Source organism: Kroppenstedtia sanguinis, from assembly GCF_050433445.1.
GTDB classification, from domain to species: Bacteria; Bacillota; Bacilli; order Thermoactinomycetales; family DSM-45169; genus Kroppenstedtia; species Kroppenstedtia sanguinis.
This window is the reverse complement of the sequence record NZ_JBNPXF010000006.1, coordinates 18,666-44,070: the sequence shown is the minus strand read 5'-3', so window position 1 is coordinate 44,070 and position 25,405 is coordinate 18,666. Positions and strand designations below refer to the sequence as shown.

The window sequence follows — 25,405 nt, the reverse complement described above, 5'->3', positions numbered from 1 at the left end:
ATTTCTCAAATGAACTATATGATGGGTGTCGACATAGGCACCACCAGTACAAAAGCCGTCCTCTTCTCAAAAAAAGGGGATGTGGTCAATCGGATGGCCGTTGATTATCCGCTCCACACCCCAACGCCAGTCGTAGCTGAACAAGATCCCGATGAAATTTTCGGGGCTGTGATTTGTGCAATCCGAAGTTGTTTGGCCGAAAGCGGAATCCCTAAAGTTGATTTTGTCTCTTTCAGTTCCGCGATGCATAGCTTGATCCTGGTGGATGTGGAGGGAAAGCCGCTGACGCCTTCGATCACTTGGGCGGATCAACGAAGCGCTCACTGGGCAGACCGAATAAAAGAGGAATGGCAAGGACATGAGATTTATCTGCGAACAGGTACCCCTATTCACCCCATGTCCCCTCTCGCCAAACTGGTATGGCTGAAAAATGAACACCCGGCTTTGTTCAGCAAGGCGGCAAAGTTTATCTCTATCAAAGAGTATGTATTCCACCGTTTATTCGGGGAATATGTCATCGATTATTCCATCGCTTCAGCCACGGGTTTGTTCCATTTAGAAAAATTGGATTGGGATGAGGGGGCGCTCCGGCTCGCAGGTGTGACCAAGGAACAACTTTCCCAACCGGTTGCAACCACAGCCACATTTAAAGGTCTGACGCCTAAGTATGCCGAGAAACTAGGACTTCCCTCGAATACATCTTTTGTGATCGGAGCCGGTGATGGTGTTCTTTCCAATCTGGGGGTGAACGCCATCGACCCTGGAGTCGCAGCTGTGACGATCGGCACCAGCGGTGCCATTCGGACAGTCACCGATCAGCCGGTCACCGATCCCAAAGGGAGAATTTTTTGTTATGCGTTAACCGATCACCACTGGGTCATCGGGGGGCCGGTGAATAACGGCGGCATGATATTCCGCTGGGCGCGGGACGAATTGGCACCCATGGAAGCGCAAATGGCCAAAGAGATAGGAAAGGATCCTTATGATCTGTTGACGGAGATGGCATCCAAGGTATCCCCGGGATCAGAAGGTTTGATCTTCCATCCCTATATGTCAGGGGAACGCGCTCCCCTGTGGAATGCACATGCACGGGGTTCTTTTTTCGGGCTAGCCATGCACCATAAAAAAGGGCATATGATCCGTGCGGTCTTGGAAGGAATCACGATGAACCTGTACAGTGTTCTACTCGCTTTGACTGAATTGACCGGGGAACCGACAAAGATCCTGGCCACAGGCGGCTTCGCTCGTTCCGAGCTGTGGAGGCAGATGTTGGCAGATGTGTTTAATAAAGAAGTTGTCATTCCAAAGAGCTTTGAAAGCTCATGTTTGGGAGCGGCCGTCCTCGGATTATACGGATCCGGACAAATCGATTCTCTTTCTGCAGTGAAGGATATGGTGGGTGAAGTTCACGCTCATCAGCCGAACCCCCAAGCGGTGGCAGTCTATGAGCAAATCATGCCGATCTTTATCAGGGTCTCCAGGCTGTTAGAAGAAGAGTATTCATCCATTTCGGCATTGCAACGATCTCTTACAGACACGGGTTGAATCCAGTCTCTTTTTGGATTTTCTGAGAAGTGAATCAATACCAGCCGACACCTAGCGAGTATCAACATCTCCGCTCCGAACCATCGGAAGGATTTCAGTCAAGAACAGGGGCCACCGTTTATAGGTGGCCCCTGTAATATTTATTCCAAGGAAACTGTCAGATCCAAAACAAACGATCTGCAATAAGTTCAAATCATAGACATCTTCGCTTCACAACCCGATATCCGAAGCGGCGTTTTCGTTAAACAATTCTCCGTCACGGATATAGCGGCGGACCATGCTCGTCGATTTGTGTCGGGTCTGTTTCATGATAGCCCGTTCATCTTTTCCAGCCATCGCAGCTGAAGTGGCAATCCCGGAACGCAAGCTGTGGCCGGAAAATCGGTTTGGATCCAAGCCGATCGCTTCTACGTTTTTCTTTACAATCAGCGCCACCGATCGGTCACTCAGCCGCCGGGGCCGCACTTGACCATGTCGGTTAATCGGTCGAAAAATTGGACCCTCGGTGATCCCGGATGCAGACAGCCAGGCTTCCAAAGCCCGAATCGGACAAGTTTCCGGACGGGACCCCCTGGGAATCCCTACCTTCTCCCCTCTTCCCTCTTGGTCGGTTTTGGAGCGACGCAGGTGGATGACCCATCCCCTGGGGACCGTTTGCAGGTCTTCACGGTTGATGGATACCAACTCCGAACGCCGAAAGCCGCCGGCAAATCCAACCAACAGTAACGCTCGATCCCTCTTGCCTGTCAGGGTATCCGGGAGTTGGCTAACCATCAGTCTGAGATCCTCTACCAGGATCGGATCCTTCCCTTCCTGATAGGTCCCTTTGGCTCTGCGGATCCCCGCCCAGACGGTTCGCACCACATAACCCGTCGTCGGAGAATCATAACCCGCCGCTTGGTGAGCCTGACTGATGGCAGCCAGACGTCGCTGCAGCGTAGAAGTTCTTCTGGAGTCTGCCAAGTCCGTCAGATACAAAGCGACGGTCTGCGGTTCTGCGGGTAAAGCAGATAAAGATCGCTTTTGACACCAGTCGGTGAAGTCTACCCAGTCCGCCCGATAACTCCGTGTCGTGTTGACCGCTTTAGACTGTCGGGTATAATCCTTGGCTTTCTGTAATATTTCCTGAACTTCTACAGAAACTTCATGATTGACTCTAGTGATTTCCATTCTCTCACCTCCCACTCCCTACTCATATTTAATCACAACCTTCCCTTCGAACCAACGTTCTTCTTTCCTTACGGCATAGTGAATTTAGGTGATCACTAACCAATCAAAATTGAAAATATATCAGGGATATTTACCTTCGACGCCAAATAACCCCCTCTTAAAACGAAGATTTGAGATCCTAATAAATTGAATTAAAATAAAAAAATAAGGAGGATAGATAGGCCGATCTTGACTTTTCCGAATTCCGAAATGAAGCGGAGGATTTGATCTGCTTTCTACATCTGAATTCAGGTATTACTACTCAAATCCCGATCCAAGAGCAGATCAGGATAACTACACTATGCGCAAAGTGTTTTATAAATGCGGATTCGTCAAAGAGACCTAATCTCAAACCAACACTTAATCAAGAAAAAGGCGCTTCTCTATTTTGAAGCGCCTTTTTTTCTGAAAGAACTACGGAATTGATTACGACTCATCGGTCATGACTTCAACAAGGCAACCATCCAAATTGGTCCAGAACAATCCACGAGCAGCAAATGGGTGATCCGTGCGTTGATTGTCCGGTTTACGCGGGCTGTTCCCAAAAGTGACATTCCTTTCACGAAGTCGGTCAAGAATTTGGTCAAAAGTAGATCCATCAACACTGAAAGCCAAATGCTGCTGTGGGGTATCTTCCTTGATTGTCATAAAAAATACAGAGAGATCCTCATTGACGCGAACCGCTGCGAACTTATTGTCAATCCCTTCATAACCCGCAAGGTTAAGACCCATATTCTCGCCAAATTCGCGTGCAGCTTTTTCATTATCTTTCGCAAATACTACGGTGTGGTTAAGAGTAATTGTCAATTTTAAGTCTCCTTTCATGATTTCAAGCTTGTCCATCGGTGTTTTTTGGTTTGCGATATATCGTTATTAAATAATAAACGATATATCGCAAACTGTCAAGAGTGCCCTATCATTTACTTTTTGTTCGGAGTGCGAGCGATGACACGTACCCCAGGACATGGGTCAGCTCATCACTTGGGTCATCTGGCATATCAACGGTACGCCAGGCTACGTATCCATCGGGTCGAATCAGGGAGGCACCGGTAGACCTCAAACCAAACGCTTGATGGAACATTTCTGAATTGGACGGCACCACATCAATGCCGATGCGAAAGCACTCTACCTGAACTCCTGTCTTTTCGCTGGCATCTATTGCGACGGCAGACCAACGACCATCTTCTGTTAGCAACACCCAGCCGTGTCCGAACAGGTCGAGTGTGGATAGCTGCTCACTATCCTTGATTACCCAAAAGTGTGGAGCCCGTGTCCCAGGCTGGCCCCGCCACTGTTCGGTACGCAAAGCAAGAGGCATTTCGGTGTTAGTGCCGATCACCGCTGTGGATCTGTACAGTTGCCCAAACTCTATTGCATCGTCGTCGATGATTTGCACGTTGTCTTCCGCTTTGGACGCATAGGACTTATAATCAGGCCGAGCGAAGGTCTGGTTGTGCCGAAGCCATGCTACCGGGCGCCTTTCGGAATCATAAGTATCAAGCAGTTGCGTTTTCGATTCACCCAAAAGGACCGAGGACAGTTTCCATGCTAGATTATGGGCATCCTCGATGCCAGTGTTCGCCCCGTAGCCACCTCGGGTGGGTGGTAGGGTATGCGCCGCGTCGCCAACGAGGAAGACTCTACCTGAGGAGAAGCTGTCCGCAATGAGCGCGGTTTGCTCCCAACGCCCTGTTGTGATGATTTCGATATCGAGATCCGAGCGGCCGATTGCTTTCTGGATCTCATTAAGGAGTTCGTCTCGATCGCGTTCCTTATCGTCGGTAAACATCAGAACCCAGCGACCATCATCATAGGTGGTGAGAAATGCACTCAATTCCGGCTGGTCAATTTCGAACTGTTTGACTCCCTCCTCAAGGTACTCTTCAAGTGGGGCGCGGAACAAAACACTACGCACCGTTCTCATGTAGCCGCGTCCATCACGACCGATTCCTACCTTCTCGCGAACAGGACTGTGCGATCCGTCTGCTGCGACAAGGTAGTCCGCCCGGATCGTATACTCACTTCCATCGTCGCGGTTGCGAATTGAGGCTGTTATACAGTTAGCGTTCTGTTCGAAATTGATTAGTTCATTATTAAACATTACATCGGCGCCAAGTTCTACTGCCTTATCACGAAGAATAGGCTCCAGATTATCCTGCGCGATAGCGGCACCTCTGTATGGAGAATACTCGATACGGGGCAGCTTTTGCTTCTCAGGTGTCCATTCGGATTCTTCGAACCATTCCCCGGTAATGCTTTCGACTCGCACCCGGCGCAATCGAAAGTTCGCGGGAACCTGGGCAATTTTCTTGTCGATATCGATACCGACCGAACGAAAGAGCTCCAGCGTCCGTGGCGTGAAGCCTGTAGCACGCGGATGAGATGAACTTCCCGAGTGTCGCTCGACGACCACAGTCGATACACCTTTCGAAGCTAAGAACATTGCCATCGATAAGCCGACCAAACTCCCTCCAACCACAAGTACGGATGTCGTATAGGTTTCGTTTGTTTCCGTGGACTGTTGCATCATATCGTTTTTTTTAATCATTTCATAAACCTCCTGTACATTTTTTGCCGCGGTAACGATATATCGCAATACAGATAGTAAGCGATATATCGTAATTTGTCAAATTCAATAAAACAAATTTTTATCTTTGAATTACATTGCGAGGAACTTTCCTACAAACGGACTCTTCGTGATTACTGCAAAACGCAAAATAGAAGTCCTATATATTTCCTTTCGGAGCCGCAAAAAACACAAGTTATCTTCACATCCCCATGACAATTCCATATCTCTCCGATGAATCAAAAGTGTGATCAAAATCACAGAAAGTCTTCCTTTGATTATTTAAGCTAAAGATGGATCTAAAGGAGGGACAAAAATGGATCAGACCGAAAAACAGGAGCGACTTCAGGCAATGTTAGAAAAAGCACTTCATCCATTAGTCGATCGGATGGAATCGATGGAAAATGAAATCAGAGACATAAAAAACATACTGGAAAAGACGAATCAGTAAATCTAGTAAGCCCTCGGATTGAAAATCCGAGGGCTTACAATTACCCTTAAGTCAAAATAAACACCCCTTAAAACGCGAAATTGAAAGCCTATAAATTCCCATCACAGAGAAAAAAACAACCATATTCAGGAATCAAAAGGCTACCATTTTCCTGATACCCGATTTTAAGAGATGGATCGATCCCATCGAGGAAAAAACAAAATATGCTTCTTCGATCGATGATCCTATCCCCTCACTTAAAACGAGACTTTTTCTCACGCGATCTCCAAATTCCCTCTCGACCAGCAAAAGGGGCGTTTTCAGGAGCGATGCTTCCTCCCTCTTGGCTCTAAATCACCTACTTCCCTAACTTCCGGTAAGCTACTATTATCGGAAGTTAGGGGGATTCTCGGATCTGATCGGTTGTCATACCAGCAAATCATGTGATATACCTTTAACTGATGTAACTAATAAAGGGGTGAAATCAGCTGTCCTCCCATCCCTTCTCTCGGCGACTGCCGGAGAATATCAATCGGATCATCATCCAGTTTCCCGATGATGTACAGGAGTTTTTTCTGGAGATGATCAGCGCCGAGCGCTCCCGACAGACCATTGCCAATTACGCCTATGATTTTTCCCTCTTCTTTGACTTTCTGAAGGAAAAAGAAGTGAATCTGGAATCTGTCACACCACGGATATTGCGCCGTTTTTTTCGTCACATCGAAAACGGTTATGAACGCACCGTGTGGGTGCCCGTCAAAAAGCGAGATCCTTCCACCGGGGAAATCACGGAAAATCTAGTGCCAAGAAAACACTTCCGAGAAAATACCCGAGCGGGAAAAGAAAGAAAGCGTTCTTCTTTACGGTCTTTGTTTCGTTACCTGGTGAAAAATGACGTCCTAGATAAGGACCCGATGCAAGAGTATGAGGATGCCACTTTAAAAGCCCGCAACCGAAAGAAAGTCCCGGTGTTCCTCACCCGGGAAGAAGCTCTACGGCTGATCGAAGCCATCGGATCATACCACCAAAACAAAAAAAGACGTCGTTTCCTCTGGTATGAAGCCCGAGATCGGGCCATGATCCTGATCCTACTCAACACTGGAATGCGAGTCTCCGAACTCGTCAGTCTCAATCTGAACAATATCCAATCCGATGCCACCTCCGCCCGGGTGATCGTACTGGGCAAGGGCGGCAAGGAACGAATGCTGAAACTGAACCCGGCGGCTTATACGGGACTCCGCAGGTATATGGAATTGCGGCCCGAAGTGGGGATTCCCCCTGAGCATCAACAAGCCCTCTTCCTCAATAAAAATCGCACCCGCATGAGCCGTAAAGGGGTTTCGGAAGCATTGCAAAAATACGTCCGGGAGGCTAACCTTCCGCCAAAAGCTGCCAACATCTCCCCTCATAAATTGCGCCACACCTTGGCTACGCTACTCCTTTCCAACGGAGAGAATCTGAGGGTGGTGCAGGAGATCTTGGGTCACTCCAGCATCCAAACCACCCAGATCTACACCCATGTGATCGACTCGGAGAAGGATGATGCCCTCGATCGGTTGGGTGAATGGGTATGAATGAGGGAGATTTCGGAAAGGATGATATCCCATTGAAACGAATGCATCTCATTGTTCATGGACGGGTCCAAGGGGTCGGATTTCGCTATTACACCCAGAAAGTTGCACAGGAGCACGGTATTCTGGGCTGGGTGAAAAACCGGTCTGATGCAACCGTGGAGATCGATGCCCAAGGGCCTGCCGAAATGTTGGAACCATTTTTGAAAGCAGTCCAAAAAGGAAGTCCCGCCTCCAAAGTGAGTCGAATCCAAAGGGAACAGAGGAATCCGACTCACTTCCATACCTTTGAAATACGGTATGATTAAACCGGCGCGAGTCCCCGCCGGTTTTTCTGTTTCCTCCCCTCCGGGTGAAACCGGGGAGATTTCATGACACTTTGCCTTTGGATCTGTATAGTATCGTAGGGAAACGTTATGGTATTACTGAAGGTAGTTTATAATAGTTATTAATAGGGGAAGGTGTGGTCTTATGATAAGAAAATCATTTAATGATACGTTCCTCAAAGCCTGTCGCGGAGAATCTGTTCCTTACACCCCCGTCTGGTATATGCGCCAAGCCGGGAGATACCAACCGGAGTACCGGGAAATTCGAAAACGGTACTCCTTCTTTGAGATGAACGAAAAACCGGAAGTATGTGCCGAAGTTACTCGCCTCCCCGTGGAACAGCTGGGAGTGGATGCTGCCATCCTCTTTGCCGATATCATGACTCCCTTAAAGCCCGTCGGAGCAGATGTACAGATCAAGTCCGGAGTGGGACCGGTCATCTCCAATCCCGTGAGAAATTCTGCCGATGCGAATCAGATCCGAAGCCTGAATCCCCAACGGGATGTTCCCTTCGTGCTGGAATCCATCCATATGTTAACCTCCGAGCAATTAGATGTCCCTTTGATTGGATTTGCTGGAGCCCCTTTCACTCTCGCCAGCTACCTGATCGAAGGAGGTCCGTCCAAAAATTATCATCAAACCAAGGGATTGATGTACTCCCAGCCTGAAACTTGGGCAATCCTGATGGAGAAACTGGAAGACCTTACTGTGACTTACCTGGAAGCTCAAATATCCGCTGGCGCTCACGCAGTCCAAATCTTTGATTCCTGGGTGGGAGCCTTGAACATCGCTGATTACCACACCTATGTAGCTCCGGTGATGCATCGGATTTTTTCCCGCTTGAAAGCGACCACCGACGTTCCCTTCATCTATTTTGGGGTCGGAGCTGGGCATCTGTTGCAGGAATGGAATGAACTCCCTGTGGATGTGATCGGCCTGGACTGGCGAACATCCATCCGGCAAGCACGGCAACTAGGAATAGAAAAGACTCTCCAGGGAAATCTGGATCCCTCCCTTTTGTTGGCTCCTTGGGAGCTAATCGAAAAAAAAGCTCGGGAAATTCTGGATGAGGGCATGGAAACTCCCGGACACATATTCAATCTCGGTCACGGAACCTATCCTGAGGTCCCCGTGGAAACCTTACAACGCTTAACCCAATTCACCCATGAATATACACAGAAATGAGGTGTCGTCCATGTCGAAACCGACAATCGGACTCCTGATGATGGCCTATGGTACGCCCCATAACACAGATGAGATTGAACCTTATTACACACACATACGACACGGCAGAAAACCCACCCCGGAACTCCTTGAGGATTTGAAAAATCGGTATCAAGCGATCGGCGGGATCTCCCCCTTGGCCCAAATCACCGATCAACAAGTGGCAGCTGTAGAGAAACGGCTGAACGAGATTCATGACGATGTGGAATTCCGCAGCTACCTGGGTCTAAAACATATCGATCCCTTTATTGAAGATACAGTGCAAAAAATGAAAGATGACGGTATCCAAGAGGCCATCAGCCTGGTACTCGCTCCCCATTACTCCACCTTCAGCATCAAGTCTTACAATAGCAGAGCGCAGGAGCAAGCGGATCAACTGAAGGGCCCTAAGATCCACACTGTGGACAGCTGGTACGATCATCCTTTATTCATCGACTACTGGGTAAAACAAATTCAAGACACCTATGCTGGCATCCCGGAAGAAAAACATGACCAAACCGTTGTGATTTTTTCCGCTCATTCCCTGCCCGAAAAAATATTGCAAGCCGGCGACCCCTACCCGCAACAGCTGGAAGAGACCGCCCGGCTAGTCACTGAAGGAGCCGGGATTTCCAACTATGCTATCGGTTGGCAAAGCGAAGGAAACACGCCAGAACCTTGGCTAGGGCCGGATGTCCAGGATCTTACTCGGGATCTCCACCAGGAAAAGGGATACACCTCTTTTATCTATTGTCCCCTCGGATTTGTGGCAGAACATCTAGAAGTCCTTTATGATAATGACTATGAGTGCAAAGTCGTCTGCGATGAAATCGGAGCAGACTACCATCGACCGCCGATGCCCAATGCCAAGCCGGAGTTTATCCAGTGCCTGGCTGATATTGTCACTCAGAGGTGGAACGAAATTCGAAGGGGTTGCTTATGAAACGATCGCGAATTGCTGTAGTTGGCGGTGGTATCACCGGGCTGTCCGCAACCTTTTATCTGCAAAGAGAAGCTGAAAAACACTCCCTCCCCATCGATCTCGCATTAATTGAGGGGGAAGAACGTCTGGGCGGGAAGGTGAAAACCGAACGAAACAACGGATTTACCATGGAGATGGGACCGGATTCCTTTCTGGAACGAAAATCTTCCGCCAAACAACTGGCCATCGATCTCGGTCTGAAAGAAGAACTGGTCCGTAACCGAACCGGCCAATCCTTTATACTTCATCAAGGCCAGTTGCTACCGATGCCGGAGGGGGCCGTTATGGGAATCCCCACCCGGCTCACTCCTTTTGTAAGATCTGAACTCTTTTCCGTCTCCGGAAAATTTCGCGCTGCACAGGACTTGGTACTGCCCAAGAAAAAAGGGAAAGAGGATGTCTCTGTCGGTGCCTTCTTTCGTCGACGCTTCGGAGATGAATTGGTGGATCATCTCATCGAACCTCTATTGTCCGGGATCTACGCCGGAGATCTCGATCAATTAAGTTTGAAGGCTACCTTTCCCAATTTCGCGCAAATGGAACAGGAACATCGCAGTCTGATCCTAGCCACCATGAAGAATCGGTCCCGGCGCAAAACTGAGAACCGAAAACCCCAGGGGCAATTTCTTACCTTAAAACGGGGATTGGAAAGTCTGGTGGAAGCAATCCAAGACCAACTCCCTGAAGAAACGGTGATCACAGGAAACCCGGTGCAACGGATCATCAAGGAAGGCGACCGATATCTGTTGGTTCTTCGCTCCGGGCGGGTGATCCAGGCTGATGCTGTGATCATGGCCGTTCCTTTTCCGGTGATGAAGCATCTTCTCCCGACGACAGGAGAACTTCCGGAACATCCCCATCCGGTCACCTCCACTTCAGTGGCTACGGTGATCCTGGGATATGACCGCGAAGCATTGCCCGAAGATGTTGATGGGACAGGCTTTGTTATCCCGCGCAAGGAGGATACCACCATCACCGCATGCACCTGGACCCACAAAAAGTGGCCCCACACCACACCAGAAGGTAAAGCACTCATCCGTTGTTATGTTGGACGTTTTGGAAATGATTCGATTGTGGAAGAAACAGATCAATACATCCTGGATCGGGTTCGCACGGATTTGCAAAAGATCCAAGGAATCGAAGCGGATCCGACATTCACTCATATCACCCGCTGGCGGGAAGCGATGCCCCAATATACGGTGGGTCATGCCGACTGGTTGAAACGTATGGAGGAGACTTGTCGTCAGCAGTTGCCCGGATTTTTCCCCGTGGGAGCCTCTTATAGTGGGATTGGGATCCCCGATTGCATCGATCAAGGTAAGCAGTCGATTCAGGACACTCTCCATTATCTCGGATATCGCTAAATGACAAGCCCCTTAAAGGGGCTTGTTTTATAATCCGATTGTTGTGCTAACCTTCTCCCCCTGTCCATATACATAGGGACAAAGCAGTGGAAGCGGGAGGGGACCCAGTGAACGAAAAGTGGAGGTCAATTTTACGCACAGGACTGATCTATCTGTTCGTCATCGTCGCCACGCTGGTAGTCCACTCGGGATACCAGCAGATGCGGACACAAAACTACATCGATCGCTTTGAAGAAGAAAAAGGGATGAAGATCCTGGACGAGATTTCGGACACATACAAGATCACCGTGGAGAACTACTCTAACTACAAACTGAGTCGGGAGATGAAACAACGCTTGATCGGCAAATTGAATAAGCTGAGTCATGATCTACGCCGGGTGGAAGAATCCATTCATTCAGAAGACGTCGTCCATCGAATCGATTTTTCCTTTATCTATCATGATATCAAGCTGGTGAAGCTGGCCCTCTCCGACTCCACCAAAGATGATATCGTACCCGTTATTGTCCTTCATGCTATAGAAGGATTGGGAGATTTAAAAAAAGAGATCACCTATATCCGATACCGTTAGCCTTGCCCAAGAAGAGGCCCTTCAGTCGTTAGGGGCCTCTTCTTTGACGCTCATCGGAACCTTCAGTTTCTGACCGGGTAGGAGATCGCTTTCCTTCAATCCATTCACATCCCGAATCACTGTGATGGTCTCTCGCACATCCCGTCTCGGATCCCCGTGTTTTCTCGCCAGCCCCCACAAAGTATCCCCGGATTGGACTTGGATCACGCGATATGGAGTCTGCCCTTCCGCATTTCCCATCCCTTGAAACCAACAGCCGATGACGACTACGAGGGCAAGAGTTTCAACCACAAGAACGATTCGTCGGGTCCTGAACATGAGATCTCTCCCTCCGGAGGATGATGGTACAAGCTATGTGGATCCGGGTCCATTTATGATGGAAATGTATGTTCTGGCACGATTCGAACTGATGTTTGTTCTTTTGCCAAACATCATGTATACTTGTAGAAAATAACTCATCAGCGAAACCGGGAGCCAAGGAAAGGGGATGAGCCATTTGAGTCAATTGTCGTCACGCCAACAGGCCATCTTAGATTACATAAAACAGGAAGTGCGAGAAAAGGGATACCCCCCCTCCGTCCGCGAAATTGGGGAAGCGGTTGGACTAGCCTCCAGCTCCACCGTCCACGGACACCTCAATCGACTGGAAAAAAAAGGGCTGATTCGACGGGACCCCACTAAACCCCGGGCCATCGAAGTACTGGATCCAAATGATCTGATTCCCGATCTTTCCTCCCAGACGATGATGGTCCCTTTCGTTGGAAAAGTGACCGCTGGGGAGCCGATCACTGCCGTGGAAAATGTGGAAGAGTATTTTCCCGTTCCCCGTCGGATGGTCGGTCCGGATCATTCGGCATTTATCCTGTCTGTTCGTGGAGATAGTATGATCAACGCCGGAGTGATGGACGGGGATTATGTCGTAGTCCGTCAACAAAAAACGGCGAACAACGGAGACATGATTGTAGCTATGACCCCCGAGAACGAAGCAACCGTGAAGCGTTTCTACAAAGAGAAAGACAACATCCGACTACAACCTGAGAACGATACCATGGAACCGATCCGGCTACCGGAGGTGACCATCCTCGGCAAAGTGATCGGGGTGTTCCGGGAGCTGGAATGAAAAGACTCATCTAAGGGTACAAAAAAGACTCGGCCTGTAGGCCGAGTCTTTTTTGTTACTTCACACAAGAACGTTCTCCCATTTTTTCTGGATCCACTCTTTCCCCTCCACAAATCGCGCGACTAGCATCCCGGCGACAGTATCTCCCGCGCTGTTGACCATCGTCGCCACCGGATCCACTAAGGTCCCCAGGACAGCCAAGACGGGAAGGGCTTCCGGGGGAAATCCATACAGACTGACAATGAGGAGTTCACCTGTGAATCCCCCACCGGGAACTCCCGACATCACCATTCCGGAAAAGATGGCTACCAGGATCGCTGTCAAATAATCCTGGATATCATGGAAAGGCATCTGGAACAATCCGAACAAAAATGAGATCTTCAGAATGGCGCTCAAGCAAGAGCCATCCATATGGAGGGTGGCTCCCATCGGAATCACCATCTCCCGGATATCCGGGGGAACTCCGATTTTTCGTGACACTTCCAAGTTGATTGGGATCGATGCCACGCTACTACCGGTGGCCAATGAGGTGACTGCGGAGGGAAAAATGTTAGACCAAAATTTCCGGAAACCAATTTTTCCAGCTGCCACCCAAGCATACAAGCTGAAAAAAACTAAGAAATAAAGAACAGCTACAGGATAATAGACCGCGACTGCCTTTAAATAGGAACCCACCAGACTGGGGCCAAATTCCCCTACTAGAGAAGCGAAGTAAGATCCCAACCCCACCGGGGCAAACCACATAATCACCCCAACCAACTTGACCAGAACTTCAGACAAGGCTGCCAGTCCCCGAGCGACGGTTTTTCCGTTCTCTCCCGACATACTGACCGCCGTACCAAATAGTATCGCAAACAGAATCAAGGCGAGCATATTTTCCTTGGACAAAAGATCTTTGAAATCTGGAGCAGTCAGTGCCTGGACGATCTGCTCCGATAAAGTCAAGGAGTTTTCAGGACTCTCTTCTTTCCCCAGGGATACCGATACACCTTCCCCTGGATTGAACCATTGAACACTAAATAGCATCACCACGGACGCGATAATTCCGGTCAAGACAAAAACCAACAATAAAGTACCCATAATCCGTCCCAATCGTTTCAATGTTCCCATGTTGGCAATGGAACTGCTGATCGTAACAAACACCAGCGGCACCACTACCGTGAACAACAGATTGAGAAAAATATCTCCCAAGGGTTTCAACACCACGGATTTCGGCCCCAAAAACCATCCCGCCACACTGCCTGCGACCACGGAAGCCAACAATAGCAATGGAAAGCGGTAGGCTTTTAATCGCTTCATCGATCTCCCTCATTTACGTAATCTACCGAGGGATGCAGTCTCTAGGCATCCCTCGGTATTGATGTCCTATACTTGTTTAGATTTAATATACAGGAGAAGTCCACTGGTTGTAAATCACCCCCGGGTTCCCTGCTTGCCCGCTTGGATTTGAGCCGGTATGATATCCATGTCCAATCGTCATTTAGATGGGGTGAAAAAGATGAAACTATGGATCCGGGCTGGACTCGTTTGGACCGTCCTGGTCATAAGCGTCTGTGCCTGCACTCTGCCACAAGCACAGACGCCAGAGGATTCCAAAACCGAAACTAAAGAGAGTCCATCCCTGGATAAGCCAAAAAGTGAGGAGCTATCCAGGGATCCCTTGTCCAAAGAAGAAATTCGGCAGGTGCTTTCCACCTACCAACACCAACATCCGAAACACTGGGGCGAGAAAACCCCTGGTGTGAAACAGAGGTTAGACACCGAGGAGAAGGTGATCGCCCTCACCTTTGATGCTTGCGGCGGCATCCAGGGAAACGGAGTAGACCAAGAGCTGATCCGCTATCTGGAACGGGAAGAGATTCCCGCCACGCTCTTTATCAACGGGCGCTGGATCGATGCTCACCCTTCTCTATTCCGCAAACTGGCGGCCCACCCTTTGTTTGAAATCGCCAATCACGGCACCGAGCATCGTCCGCTATCCGTCGACGGCCGTTCGGTTTATGGTATCCGGGGAACAGCCAATCTAGAGGAAGTACTGGATGAGATTCTGGTGAACCATCGCAAAATCAGCGTGATGACCGGCAAGCCGCCGAAATTTTTCCGTTCCGGCACCGCCTACTATGATGACATAGCGGTAAAGGCAGCTGCCGAGTTGGGAATCCAAGCGGTCAATTTTGATATCTTGGGTGACGCCGGGGGCACTTATAATTCCCATCAAGTGAAACAGGCACTCCTTCATTCCCGTCCCGGCTCAATCGCCCTTCTCCATATGAACCGCCCCGGAAGCGGAACTTCTGCAGGGGTGCAAGAAGCCATCCCCATCTTGCGCAAACAGGGCTATCAGTTTGTCAAACTGGGGGATTACAGCCTCAGATGAAGAAAACCCGGAAACGCCGCAACGCGTTTCCGGGTTTTTGATTTACTCTTGCAGTCCTTGTTTGATCCAACCGGCAACTGTGACCGTCCGTTTGGCCTGATGTATCACCGCATCTTTGGCATCTTCCACTATGTTTCCTTCTGAATCCACCGTGACACTGGTTCCATAGGGATTGCCGCCGCCCTTGTAAGCCGAATCATCTGTGTACCCTGGCGCTACTACGATCGCTCCCCAATGATACATGGTGGTATACAGGGACAAGACCGTCTGTTCCTGTCCACCGTTGGCGTTGCCAGCTGAGACCATGGCACTGACCGCCTTGTTGGCCAGTTTTCCTTGGGCCCAAAGACCTCCGGCCGTATCAATAAATTGCTTCATCTGAGAAGGAAGGTTTCCAAATCGAGTCGGGATACTGAACAGGATCGCATCCGCCCACTCCAAGTCTCCCAAGGTGGCCTCTGGCACATCTTGTGTTGCTTCATAGTGAGCTTTCCATGCAGGGTTGCCTTCAATGGCAGCCATCGGTGCCAATTCAGGAACCTTGACTATTTTCACTTCAGCGCCGACCTGCTTAGCACCTTCTTCTGCCCATTGGGCCAGCTGATAGTTGGTTCCAGTAGAGCTGTAATAAATAATCGCCAATTTCACGTTCGCCATGTGAGATTCCCCTTTTCCTATTTGGTTGCTCCGGTTGTTTTACATATCGATGAAGGTCAAGGTGTACCCGGATAGCCCATGTATCATTGCTGGAGGGTTTTTCACCCACCTCAACCCCAGGATTAAGTACAAAAATCCAGGCTAGCGCAGTGAATGTAGGGCGTGGTAATCACGTTCACTGCAACCACTTCACCTCCTTATTAAGATTGCCCATTCTTGAAACCTAGATTCAATAGCACTTCCCTACCTAACTATAATAATTAAATTGGCTTACTTTTGTCAAGTAACTATAGAAAAATATACCCCCCTGTCTCACTAGACAAGGGGTGAATGCATTTAAGAGTGGATCACAAAGTTTTCGATCCGGTCCATCGCTTGTTGCAGTTGCTCCAGAGAAGTGGCATAAGAAAGACGCACATGAGAGGGGGAACCGAAGGCTGCTCCCGGAATCAACGCCACTTTTTCCTGCTCCAGAAGAGCCTTTCCCCATGCATCAGTATCTTCGTAGCCACCGCTTTGCGTCGCTTCTTCCACGTTGGCGAACACATAAAAGGCACCTTGAGGGACATCACAGTGTATACCGGGGATTCTTTGCAAACGGTCCACTACATAATCCCGTCGCTCCTTGAATGCAGATAACATTTTCTGCACCGGCTCTTGGGTTCCGGTCAAGGCCTCCAGGGCAGCATATTGGGCCACTGACGTTGGATTGGAGGTACTGTGACTGGACAATCCAGACATCGCCTGGATGATTTGCGTGCTCCCTGCCGCATAACCGATTCGCCAACCGGTCATGGAGTAGGTTTTGGACACTCCGTTAATCACCACCGTCCGGGCTTTTAGTTCAGGGCTCAGGGTGGCGATGCTAACGTGTTTTTCATCTCCGTAGATCAGGTGTTCATAGATTTCATCAGAAATCACCGTCAGCTCATGCTCTACACAGAGGTCACCCAACGCTTGAAGCTCTTGTCGAGTATAGATTGCACCGGTGGGATTAGAGGGGCTGTTGATCAAAAAGGCGACGGTGTGTTCCGTAACAGCAGCCTCTAATTGTTCCGGTGTCACCTTAAACCCTCTCTCCTCTTTGCCTTCGATAATCACTGGAGTTCCGCCGGCCAGCTTCACTTGCTCAATGTAGCTGACCCAATAAGGGGAAGGAATAATCACTTCATCACCAGGATCGAGAATGACCTGAAACAGATTATACAGGGCGTGTTTCGCCCCGACAGTCACCACGATCTCCTCCCGCTTGTATTCTAGACCCTGATCCTGTTGGAATTTGGCCCGGATGGCATCCTTTAATTCCACCACCCCGCCGGCAGGGGTATATTTGGTCAATCCTTGCTTCATCGCATCTGCAGCAGCATCCAGGATATGCTCAGGCGTATTGAAATCCGGCTCCCCGGCTCCCAGCACGATCACATCGTGCCCCTGCTTTTTCAATTCATTGGCCATACTTGTGATTTCGATCGTTTTTGAGGGTGTTAACTGTTGAACTCGATGGGATAGTTTCATCCTGGTCGTTACTCCTCTCCTTCTCCCGGTCCATTCTTATTTTAACACAGCCTTCATCGTATTGTTTACATGGAAGTCCATCTGTACCCGCTGATAACGAATAGACGATTAACCGTTTTTTCCAAAATGAAAGGGAAAACCGTTACGCTCCACAGCCGCCGTCACTCAGATGATTCCTCGAATGAAACCCTTTACAGAGGAACACGTCTGGCACTGTCGCATCATTGACTGAGGACCACAAAATGATGCATCCTTTTCTTATAGTCAATAGAAAACAGTCATAAAAAAACAGCCGGCCCAAAGCCAGCTGTTTTTTTTATATTCAACCTCTGATGTGTACCGGATCCGATGATGGGACCGCACATTGGAGAAGTTCACGGAACTGATCTCCCGACAAGATCTCTTCTTTCAATAACACATGCAAAGCTGTTTCAAATACACCCGCGTATTGTTGCAGAAGATTCTCAGTCCGTTCATAAAGATCTTTCAAGATTTGATCCGATTCCGCATGTAACATCTCCTTGCCCACCAAATCTTTGTCGATGATCCCCAGATCGGACAGTCCCGCTTCCATCAGGGTCCGGATATAGCGGGTGGCCTGTTCGAAATCATTTTGTGCACCGGTGGAGCGGTTTTGGTAAATCATCTGTTCTGCCGCAGCCCCGCCCAAACAGATCATCACCTGATCCTCCAGCTGTTTCCGGGTGTACAGATAACGATCCGGTCCCGGATGGTGCCGCACATATCCCAAGGCTTTCCCTCTGGGGGACAGAGAGACTTGGGAGACAGAGCCTGAGTGGACCCATTCGGAAACCACCGCATGGCCCAGTTCATGAATCGCCACCCGTTCTCTCTCTTCCCGAGTGGTCTCCCGATCCGTTTTCTCCCCCATCATCACCTTATCGATTGCTCGGGACAAGTGTTTGTGGCGGATCAGAGGGCTGTCCTCCCGCAAAGCATAGATCGCCCCTTCGTTGGTCAGGCTTTCCAATTGCGCTCCGGTGAATCCGAAAGTCTCCAAGGCGATTTGTTCAATATCGGCATCTTCAGCTAAAGGTTTGTTTCGGGTATGCATCTGGAGTATGGAGATTCGTGCCTGTTTATCCGGCAAATCCACCGAAATTTGACGATCGAAACGCCCTGGACGTAGCAAAGCGGAATCCAGCATATCCTTTCGGTTGGTGGCCGCAACTACCAACACCTGAACCTCCTGGTCCGTCGTAATTCCGTCCATCTCCGTCAACAATTGGTTGAGGGTCTGATCATACTCCCGATGCTGGGCGCCTTCCCGTTGACCGCCAATCACATCGATTTCATCGATGAAGATAATGGCGCTGTTCTTTTGATTCTTCCGTGCCTGGGTGCGCGCTTTTCGGAATAATTCCCGGATTCGCTGTGCTCCCACTCCCACATACATCTCCACAAATTCGCTACCACTGGTAGCCGCAAACACGGAATCAGTGTAGTGAGCCGCCGCCTTCGCCATCAAAGTTTTCCCGGTCCCGGGAGGTCCGGACAAAAGAATACCCTTGATCGGGCGAATTCCGTACTGATCGATCTGATCCCGGTGAATCAGAAAATCCAAAGCCTCTTTCAGTTCTTTTTTGGAATGGGCGTGCCCTCCGATGTCCTCGAAGGAAATATCGGGAACCGAACCCTTGTGTTGCACCCCTCTGTTACGCCCCACCCCGATCTGTGCACCTGAACGGGACTGAAAGAAATACCAGGCCATCCCGATAATCGCTGCTAACACCAACAATGGCAACGGGCTTAATCCTAGATAGAGAAGGAAGACGAGAATCGCTGAGGCTGCACCGAGTGCGATTCCTTTACCCACGATCCTTCACCTCTCTTTCTGGTTGATGCAAGGGCAACACTTGATACAGATAATGTCCGCCCCGATGAAGTTCCACATAAACAAATTTTTTATCCATTCCGAGACGGTATTGAATCCCTTCCTTTTCGGCTACCTGCTTCACCGCTTGAGGAATCAGAGTATATTGTCCGTGAGACATTCCTTCCCTCACGCCGAAGACCATCTGATTCCATGCTTCTGTCAAGGTGGAATCCGGTCGGTCAGAAAACTGGATCTCCAGCTTTCGGTCGCCCCCATGAGTCTGGATCTCTTCACGCAATGGAATAAAGTCTGAAGCCAGTAAAAATCGATCATCCGGCCGAAGTTGGATGACAATGCGCTCCGGAGACACTTGTATCTTCTCCAATTTCACATGATCCGTCTGTTGAACGGTATCACGAATCGGTTTTTCCACCTGAAACCATTGAAAACCAAAATATCCACCGAATAATATTAAAAGACTAATGAATAATACCGAAACCGCGATGGGCCAACGAATCTGCATCCTTCGCCAACCCCCTTTCTAACCGTTTTCTGTTCTTCCGTAATGATCACAGTATATCATAATATATATATTAATGATGTTAAGGATATAAATGGTAATAAAAAAGAAAACCATGATGAGTTTATGGTTTTCCGAAGCGATAAACCATCTTTTCATGGGGTTGATCCTTCGCTTGTGGGTGAATCTCCAATTTCAGAATGGAGATCCCTTCTTGATGGGGCGGATACCACAATTGATAACGGATTCGGAACTTTCGACTGGCTTGGTTAGCCGACCCCTGTTCAAAGGTGCTTCCCATCCACTTTCCCAATCGATCTCCGATCTCCTCGCTGGATAAAACCACGCGCACCCCAATCAATCCCCTTTTGTTCTTCGACAAGGGTTCAATCTGGAGCCCTGAGGATTTGACCAGCAACAGATGATCCCGTGGGGATAAAAGACCGAATTGACGTGCTGTCAATTTTTCCTTTTGCTTTCCCCGAACCAGAAAGATGTCGCTCCCTTCTTTCCGTACACGAATCCTTTCTTTCCCATCTGAATCCTGGCTTTCCAGGAGCCAATCTTTCCCCTGTTGCTGTCCCTCCAATCGCATGGGGGGAACAGACAAGGTAAAAGGATAGTGCGATTGCTGCACTTGAGCATCGATGTGCCGGAACAAATGGGAGCGGAGCTTTTTTTCATCTGGTGTTCCATCATCTTTGTGAATGCACCCGGAAAGCATCACCAGGATCGCGATCAACAGACACCTCTCGGTCCGGTTGCGCAAAACCCTTCCTCCTCCACCCTTTTTGTCATTTTACTTGCCCCTGATGTGGATTATCACCTGAAAGTGAAAACCCTCACTGATAAGCCCAGGGAGACAAAAAAATGCCGTATGTTTGCAAAGGAATTGCAAACATACGGCCGGGAAGCGAAATCCCTTGTTCCACTGGACAGGGGACGTTGAATACGTGAAAAAAAGTGCTAACATAACCGATTTCACCGAGGTGATACTATGCTTACGCAAGGAGGTGAGCCAATTGGAGGCTTTCCTTCCGTCCGGATGGATCTGCGATTGCTTGCAACACCAAGTGTCCGGTGAAGAGCTGGAGAAGATCCAGGCTTATATGCAAGCGGAGTCCTGGGCCTCTCCTGCCTTTAGGAGAAGGAACGGTTCCGTTGAAGAGGAGTCCAGGATTCCTTTGCGTTTCCATCTGGAAATCGATTTGAAAATGTAACCTATCCAGTATTTTAACGAATTTTCTCCTGCCTATACCCCCTTCCATGATTTCCCTACCGCCGATTGGCGGTTTTTTTCTATTGGGCGATTTCAGCAAAAGCCCGGTTGGTTTCAAACCGGATTTTTTCCTCATCCAAAGTGAGAAGCTCACGGTTGCGCATCAAAGGACGGCCCGCCACGAAGACATCCTGCACATCTTCCCGGCTAGCGGCATAAACGAGATGAGAAACCGGGTCATGCACGGGTTGCAAATGGGCACCCTTCAGGTCGATCGAGATCAGATCCGCCTGTTTGCCCACCTCCAAGGAACCGATTTGGTCCTCCAAAAACAGAGCTTCCGCTCCATACGAAGTCCCCATGCGCAATGCGATCTCAGCAGGGACTGCCTCCGGGTCCCGTCGCGCCCCTTTATGGATCAGTGCGGCTAGATGAACTTCCTCCATCAGATCCAAATTATTATTGCTGGCCGCTCCATCCGTTCCCAGGGAAGGACGAATCCCCGCATTCAGCATCTCGGGGATGGGAGCAATTCCACTCCCCAATTTCAGGTTGCTCCCCGGATTATGGGATACTTTCACATCCTTCTCGGCCAAGATCTCAATCTCCTCGGATGTCAGATGCACCGCGTGAGCCACCAAGCAAGGGCGGTCAAACACCCCCAATCGGAGAAGATGATCCACCGGTCGAGCGTGATAATCCCGCTGGTTTTGTTCCACTTCCGCTTCCGTTTCAGACATATGGATATGAATAGGAACCCCCAGTTCGGCAGAATCGGCAACCAACTCTTCGATATATTCCGGCGGACAGGTGTAGGGAGCATGGGGGGCGATCATCACTGAAATACGCCCTTCAGCTCCTCCTTTCCACTCCCGGGCAAAACGAACTGCTTCCTGTCGCTTTGCCTTGCGCTCCTCCTGGGAGCCCAATCCAATCACGCCCCGGCATAGGCTGGCCCGGATGCCGGACTCTTCTACTACCGCGGCCACTTCATCCATATGGTCATACATATCGGTAAAACAGGTGGTGCCACCGCGAATCATCTCCACAACCGCCAAAGACGTCCCCCATCGGATCTGTCGCGGAGCGAATCTCGCTTCCATGGGCCACACCTTTTCTTCCAACCAGACTTGTAAGGGCAGATCATCGGCAAAGCCTCTGAGGAGAGTCATCGCTGCATGTCCATGGGTATTGATCCATCCCGGGAGAATCAATTTCCCTTGCATAGAAATCACTTCGTCCGCGTCTATCTTTGGATTTCCTGTCCCCACCTGAGCAATCCTTTCTCCGTCGATGAGCAACCAGGCATCCTCTAGAGTCCGGGTCTCTCCTTCTTTCATGGTCAGCATGCGAGCTTGGGTTATGAGCCGTTTCATGAGTTTCCTCCTCTATTTTCTATCCTCACCCTCCAACATACCCCACTTCTTTTCTTCGGACAATGGCAACTCCATTCATTTTTGAGACGCAGCCCCCTAGCGAAGATGCCCACCCACTAAATGAATCAGACAGGCTCTGGCTCGTGGCGGGAGATAAAGTTTAAGATCTCTGATAAGTCATAGGCTCCAACAGGGCGGGCGATCGGTGCAAACAGATCTCCCGCCTCCTTCAGGCGACGGTGGACTGTATTCAATGTAAATTGTGTCGGCGTCAATCCCGGTTTTAACTCTTCCCACCGCAGAGGAACCGATAGGGTGGCCTCCCGCCGAGCTCGGGGGGAATAGACGGTGATCAAAGACTTCCCCTGCCAATGTTGCAGATAATCAAAGTAGACCCGACTGCCTCGCCTTTTCACCTGGCGCTCCAAGGTGATCAAGCGCGGGTTTTTTTCCTGCAGATAACGAGCGACAAAATGACTGATCCTACGGGTCTCTGCAAAAGGATACTTGGGCTGGATCGGAACATACAGCTGTAGTCCCGTCGCCCCCGAGGTTTTGACAACACCATCCAGACCCAGAGAGTTCAGCACCTCCCGGGTGAGATGTGCTGTCTCCATCACGGCCTCAAACCCCTCCACCGAGGGGTCCAGGTCAAAGACGAGTTCGGTGGGATATCCAGGGCGCTCCACCCGATCGAAGGAGACATGAAACTCCAGACAGGCCAGATTGCCCAGCCAGATCAGAGTCGGGGCATCCTGGAGCAGGATGTGATCCACTTCCCTCCAGCGAGCAGTCTGAATCCAGTCAGGGGTATGCGCCGGCGCGTTTTTTTGGTAAAAGTAATCCCCTTCTACGCCGTCCGGATAGCGAATCGTCGTCAGATACCTTCCTCGGGCATAGGAGAGGATCCAAGGTGCCAAACGACTCAAATGCAAAATCCAATCCCATTTAGTGACTCCGGGAAATAACTTTTTATCTGGATTAGAGATCGAAATCTCCTTTCCTTCGACTTGCACAATCCGGTTCATGGTACCACTCCTCATCGCGATCCGCCCAAATCCACCGGGACAAATGACCCAAAATCGACTTCGGACATATAGTGTTTGCAGAGAAGAAAAATCAATCAAGGAGGAAACATCATGATGTCCGAAGAACAACAGCCTCAATTTGAAGGTCCTTCACCCTTAATGCCTTATGTTCCTAACGGGGATCCCAGCGACTTTTATGGCCCCTACGGCATTCCCGCAGATGCCTATAGTTATTCCCCCACAGTCTCGGCATACAATGGAGGGGATTCGCAGACCAGTCAGTTTCCCTTTTTCGGATTCCCCTTTGGTGGATTCGGCCCTTTCCCTTTCTACCGCCCGTTCTTTCCCTTCTATCGTCCCTTTCCCCCTTTCTTTTGGTGAATCCTTGAAAAAACCCGGTTGTCGCCGGGTTTTTTCATGATGCGGGCAGGCGGAAACCGATCACCGTGGGGGAACGCAAGGTCCCGTGGGGAGTCCATTCCAAGTATCGGACTTCCACCCGTAGCACCGGCTCCACCCAAAGGGTGTGGAGCCGAGCAGATGGCGGATTGACCACCACCGGAGATTCTCGCTTTAAGCTGGGGAGAACTTCCGTCAACAAATTCCGTTCCCGCTCACTCAACCCAGAGCCCGCACGGCCGATATAGGTCCACCCCTCCTCCTCTTTCCTTCCCAACAGAATCGACTGTACCTGATGGTCACGAGTAAATACCCCCACCGCTGTGGCGGTCAGAGTTTGAAAGTGCTTGACTTTTTGCCAAGAAGGGTGTTTCTGCCCTGGATGGTAGGGGCTTTTTCGTTCTTTCATCACGATCCCTTCCAACTGTTGCTGGCGGGTGGCTTCCCATAAACCTGGACCGTCATCAAAACTGTCACAAAGATGCAAGGTGGATGAACTCGGGGGGATCAACTGAGCCAAGATCTCCAATCGACTGGTTAACGGCTCCTCCATCAGGTTGCGTCCCTCCAGGGATAATAGATCAAAAACCATGTATTGCACGGGAATCTTGCCTAGAATGGCTGGAAGTCTGTGGGGGTCCGACAAGAGTTCTCGCTTTAACACCCGGAAAAAATCCGGTCGTCCCTCACGAAGGACGATCACCTCCCCGTCCAAGACCGTAGAGGTGCAATCCAGTTCGGCCACGGCCTCGGTCAGTTCGGGATACCAGGGAGTACGGCGCCGTTGCTTGCGGTTGAAAAGTTCAACCTGACCTGGTTGCAAAAAAGCGAGCATGCGGATCCCATCCCATTTCACCTGATACAGCCAGTCTTCAGATGCGAAAATTTCTGTTCGAGGAACCGGTTCCATGGGAGGGATAAACTTCATCTGGGGTTCACCCGCCTTTAGGATCTTCAATATGTCTCATGGTATGGAAAAACCCCCTCACCGAATAACATGGAGTGGGAGGGATAAGGATGCCAACACTTCTGGTTCAGATTGCCCTGATTTTCATTTTGGTCCGGTCAGTATACCGGGTGATCCGTTACTTTCAAGCTTCCAAGCCCGATTGGTTTGAAGTGGCATTTTTATTGTCAGTGGCTGTCGTCTCTTTGTGGTGGTTGATCGATTTCTTTTAGGATGTGCCTCCCCGATCTTCCTCCTGTACTCCGCATGAAGCGGCGAGAGGGACCATAGACATGTATTATTCGGGAGGCGGGCAAATATGGAAGCATCATGGAAACAAACCTGGATCCAGTCGCTATTGGTGACGGTGATTGCAGTCAACCTGATGTGGATCGGCTTGTTGGTGGCCCGTAGCCAAATGCAACCGACGGGGTCGGCACCTGCCATGGGCCAACCTGCTACTCCGGCATCATCCCAAGAGGTGCGTCAGAAGTATGAAGGAGTTACCCGGGAGGGAAAGTGGGAAGTGGAGCACTATCGGACGATTGAGATTCTCCGGGATGCAAAGGGACAGGAGATCCGGTCTCGTCCCACCGGGGAAGAAACCCACCTTCGCTATTGGAAAGGAGATCGCTCCTGACAGTC

At 49.9% G+C, this 25,405-nt stretch carries 27 protein-coding genes; 14 read left to right on the top strand and 13 right to left on the bottom strand.

Annotation, left to right across the window (positions count from 1 at the left end; all coding sequences use genetic code 11):
* Window positions 1-9: 9 nt before the first annotated feature.
* A complete protein-coding gene (gntK, locus tag JOD24_RS05265) occupies window positions 10-1,545 on the top strand; it encodes a gluconokinase (protein WP_380163150.1) in 1,536 nt (511 codons plus the stop codon).
* Between the two features lie 210 nt (window positions 1,546-1,755).
* On the opposite strand, the gene JOD24_RS05260 is transcribed toward gntK, so the two are convergent.
* The 3 genes from JOD24_RS05260 to JOD24_RS05250 form a co-directional block, all read right to left on the bottom strand.
* A complete protein-coding gene (locus JOD24_RS05260; protein WP_380163149.1) occupies window positions 1,756-2,715 on the bottom strand; it encodes a site-specific integrase in 960 nt (319 codons plus the stop codon).
* Between the two features lie 465 nt (window positions 2,716-3,180).
* Entirely contained in the window at window positions 3,181-3,561 is a 381-nt protein-coding gene (locus tag JOD24_RS05255; RefSeq protein WP_380163148.1) for a VOC family protein, read from the bottom strand.
* A gap of 109 nt (window positions 3,562-3,670) precedes the next feature.
* The gene (locus JOD24_RS05250) at window positions 3,671-5,302 is read right to left on the bottom strand and encodes an FAD-dependent monooxygenase (RefSeq protein WP_429246457.1); all 1,632 of its coding nucleotides are present in this window, start codon (window positions 5,300-5,302) and stop codon (window positions 3,671-3,673) included.
* Between the two features lie 334 nt (window positions 5,303-5,636).
* On the opposite strand from JOD24_RS05250, the gene JOD24_RS05245 reads away from it, so the two are divergent.
* The 7 genes from JOD24_RS05245 to JOD24_RS05215 all read left to right on the top strand — a co-directional run bounded on the left by JOD24_RS05245 (window position 5,637) and on the right by JOD24_RS05215 (window position 11,766).
* Window positions 5,637-5,771, top strand: a complete 135-nt coding sequence (locus JOD24_RS05245) for a hypothetical protein (RefSeq protein WP_380163146.1) — start codon at window positions 5,637-5,639, stop codon at window positions 5,769-5,771.
* Window positions 5,772-6,331: 560 nt separating this feature from the next.
* Window positions 6,332-7,324 carry a tyrosine-type recombinase/integrase gene (locus tag JOD24_RS05240; RefSeq protein WP_488168468.1) on the top strand — a complete coding sequence of 331 codons (993 nt, stop codon included), beginning with the start codon at window positions 6,332-6,334 and terminating at the stop codon, window positions 7,322-7,324.
* A 32-nt stretch (window positions 7,325-7,356) separates the two neighbouring features.
* Window positions 7,357-7,629, top strand: coding sequence for an acylphosphatase (locus tag JOD24_RS05235; protein WP_380163144.1), 273 nt, complete (start codon window positions 7,357-7,359; stop codon window positions 7,627-7,629).
* A gap of 163 nt (window positions 7,630-7,792) precedes the next feature.
* Window positions 7,793-8,833, top strand: a complete 1,041-nt coding sequence (hemE, locus tag JOD24_RS05230) for a uroporphyrinogen decarboxylase (protein WP_380163143.1) — start codon at window positions 7,793-7,795, stop codon at window positions 8,831-8,833.
* 10 nt (window positions 8,834-8,843) lie between these two features.
* On the top strand, window positions 8,844-9,794 hold the full coding sequence (hemH, locus tag JOD24_RS05225; RefSeq protein WP_429246456.1) for a ferrochelatase: 951 nt from the start codon (window positions 8,844-8,846) through the stop codon (window positions 9,792-9,794).
* Window positions 9,791-11,197, top strand: coding sequence for a protoporphyrinogen oxidase (gene hemY / locus JOD24_RS05220; RefSeq protein WP_380163141.1), 1,407 nt, complete (start codon window positions 9,791-9,793; stop codon window positions 11,195-11,197). Before hemH ends, hemY begins: the two co-directional genes overlap by 4 nt.
* A gap of 107 nt (window positions 11,198-11,304) precedes the next feature.
* On the top strand, window positions 11,305-11,766 hold the full coding sequence (locus JOD24_RS05215) for a hypothetical protein (protein WP_380163140.1): 462 nt from the start codon (window positions 11,305-11,307) through the stop codon (window positions 11,764-11,766).
* Between the two features lie 21 nt (window positions 11,767-11,787).
* Here JOD24_RS05215 and JOD24_RS05210 read toward each other — a convergent pair whose 3' ends face one another.
* On the bottom strand, window positions 11,788-12,084 hold the full coding sequence (locus tag JOD24_RS05210) for a LysM peptidoglycan-binding domain-containing protein (protein WP_429246455.1): 297 nt from the start codon (window positions 12,082-12,084) through the stop codon (window positions 11,788-11,790).
* Between the two features lie 178 nt (window positions 12,085-12,262).
* On the opposite strand from JOD24_RS05210, the gene lexA reads away from it, so the two are divergent.
* The gene (lexA, locus tag JOD24_RS05205; RefSeq protein WP_380163138.1) at window positions 12,263-12,886 is read left to right on the top strand and encodes a transcriptional repressor LexA; all 624 of its coding nucleotides are present in this window, start codon (window positions 12,263-12,265) and stop codon (window positions 12,884-12,886) included.
* Window positions 12,887-12,946: 60 nt separating this feature from the next.
* On the opposite strand, the gene JOD24_RS05200 is transcribed toward lexA, so the two are convergent.
* On the bottom strand, window positions 12,947-14,185 hold the full coding sequence (locus JOD24_RS05200) for a dicarboxylate/amino acid:cation symporter (protein WP_429246454.1): 1,239 nt from the start codon (window positions 14,183-14,185) through the stop codon (window positions 12,947-12,949).
* 199 nt (window positions 14,186-14,384) lie between these two features.
* On the opposite strand from JOD24_RS05200, the gene JOD24_RS05195 reads away from it, so the two are divergent.
* A complete protein-coding gene (locus JOD24_RS05195) occupies window positions 14,385-15,263 on the top strand; it encodes a polysaccharide deacetylase family protein (RefSeq protein WP_380163136.1) in 879 nt (292 codons plus the stop codon).
* A gap of 42 nt (window positions 15,264-15,305) precedes the next feature.
* On the opposite strand, the gene wrbA is transcribed toward JOD24_RS05195, so the two are convergent.
* From wrbA to JOD24_RS05170, 5 genes are all read right to left on the bottom strand, one after another.
* Window positions 15,306-15,920 (bottom strand): NAD(P)H:quinone oxidoreductase, encoded by a 615-nt coding sequence (gene wrbA / locus JOD24_RS05190; protein ID WP_380163135.1) that lies wholly within the window; start codon window positions 15,918-15,920, stop codon window positions 15,306-15,308.
* A gap of 336 nt (window positions 15,921-16,256) precedes the next feature.
* The gene (locus tag JOD24_RS05185) at window positions 16,257-17,435 is read right to left on the bottom strand and encodes a pyridoxal phosphate-dependent aminotransferase (protein ID WP_380163134.1); all 1,179 of its coding nucleotides are present in this window, start codon (window positions 17,433-17,435) and stop codon (window positions 16,257-16,259) included.
* Window positions 17,436-17,757: 322 nt separating this feature from the next.
* Window positions 17,758-19,272, bottom strand: a complete 1,515-nt coding sequence (locus tag JOD24_RS05180) for an AAA family ATPase (protein WP_429246453.1) — start codon at window positions 19,270-19,272, stop codon at window positions 17,758-17,760.
* Window positions 19,265-19,795, bottom strand: coding sequence for a hypothetical protein (locus tag JOD24_RS05175; RefSeq protein ID WP_429246452.1), 531 nt, complete (start codon window positions 19,793-19,795; stop codon window positions 19,265-19,267). The genes JOD24_RS05180 and JOD24_RS05175 overlap by 8 nt, the downstream gene beginning before the upstream one ends.
* 121 nt (window positions 19,796-19,916) lie before the next feature.
* Entirely contained in the window at window positions 19,917-20,561 is a 645-nt protein-coding gene (locus JOD24_RS05170; protein WP_380163131.1) for a hypothetical protein, read from the bottom strand.
* 253 nt (window positions 20,562-20,814) lie between these two features.
* Here JOD24_RS05170 and JOD24_RS05165 point away from each other — a divergent pair, with 253 nt between their 5' ends.
* On the top strand, window positions 20,815-21,012 hold the full coding sequence (locus JOD24_RS05165; RefSeq protein ID WP_429246451.1) for a hypothetical protein: 198 nt from the start codon (window positions 20,815-20,817) through the stop codon (window positions 21,010-21,012).
* A 79-nt stretch (window positions 21,013-21,091) separates the two neighbouring features.
* Here the strand turns inward: JOD24_RS05165 and JOD24_RS05160 are convergent, their stop codons facing one another.
* On the bottom strand, window positions 21,092-22,387 hold the full coding sequence (locus tag JOD24_RS05160; RefSeq protein ID WP_429246450.1) for an amidohydrolase: 1,296 nt from the start codon (window positions 22,385-22,387) through the stop codon (window positions 21,092-21,094).
* A 125-nt stretch (window positions 22,388-22,512) separates the two neighbouring features.
* Window positions 22,513-23,415: a non-homologous end-joining DNA ligase gene (gene ligD / locus JOD24_RS05155; RefSeq protein ID WP_429246449.1), complete on the bottom strand. Its 903-nt coding sequence runs from the start codon at window positions 23,413-23,415 to the stop codon at window positions 22,513-22,515.
* Between the two features lie 111 nt (window positions 23,416-23,526).
* Here ligD (JOD24_RS05155) and JOD24_RS05150 point away from each other — a divergent pair, with 111 nt between their 5' ends.
* Entirely contained in the window at window positions 23,527-23,796 is a 270-nt protein-coding gene (locus JOD24_RS05150; RefSeq protein WP_380163127.1) for a hypothetical protein, read from the top strand.
* A gap of 34 nt (window positions 23,797-23,830) precedes the next feature.
* On the opposite strand, the gene ligD (JOD24_RS05145) is transcribed toward JOD24_RS05150, so the two are convergent.
* On the bottom strand, window positions 23,831-24,742 hold the full coding sequence (gene ligD, locus JOD24_RS05145) for a non-homologous end-joining DNA ligase (protein ID WP_429246448.1): 912 nt from the start codon (window positions 24,740-24,742) through the stop codon (window positions 23,831-23,833).
* An 89-nt stretch (window positions 24,743-24,831) separates the two neighbouring features.
* On the opposite strand from ligD (JOD24_RS05145), the gene JOD24_RS05140 reads away from it, so the two are divergent.
* Window positions 24,832-24,993 (top strand): hypothetical protein, encoded by a 162-nt coding sequence (locus JOD24_RS05140; RefSeq protein ID WP_429246447.1) that lies wholly within the window; start codon window positions 24,832-24,834, stop codon window positions 24,991-24,993.
* Window positions 24,994-25,079: 86 nt separating this feature from the next.
* Window positions 25,080-25,400: a hypothetical protein gene (locus tag JOD24_RS05135; RefSeq protein WP_429246446.1), complete on the top strand. Its 321-nt coding sequence runs from the start codon at window positions 25,080-25,082 to the stop codon at window positions 25,398-25,400.
* Window positions 25,401-25,405: the final 5 nt, after the last annotated feature.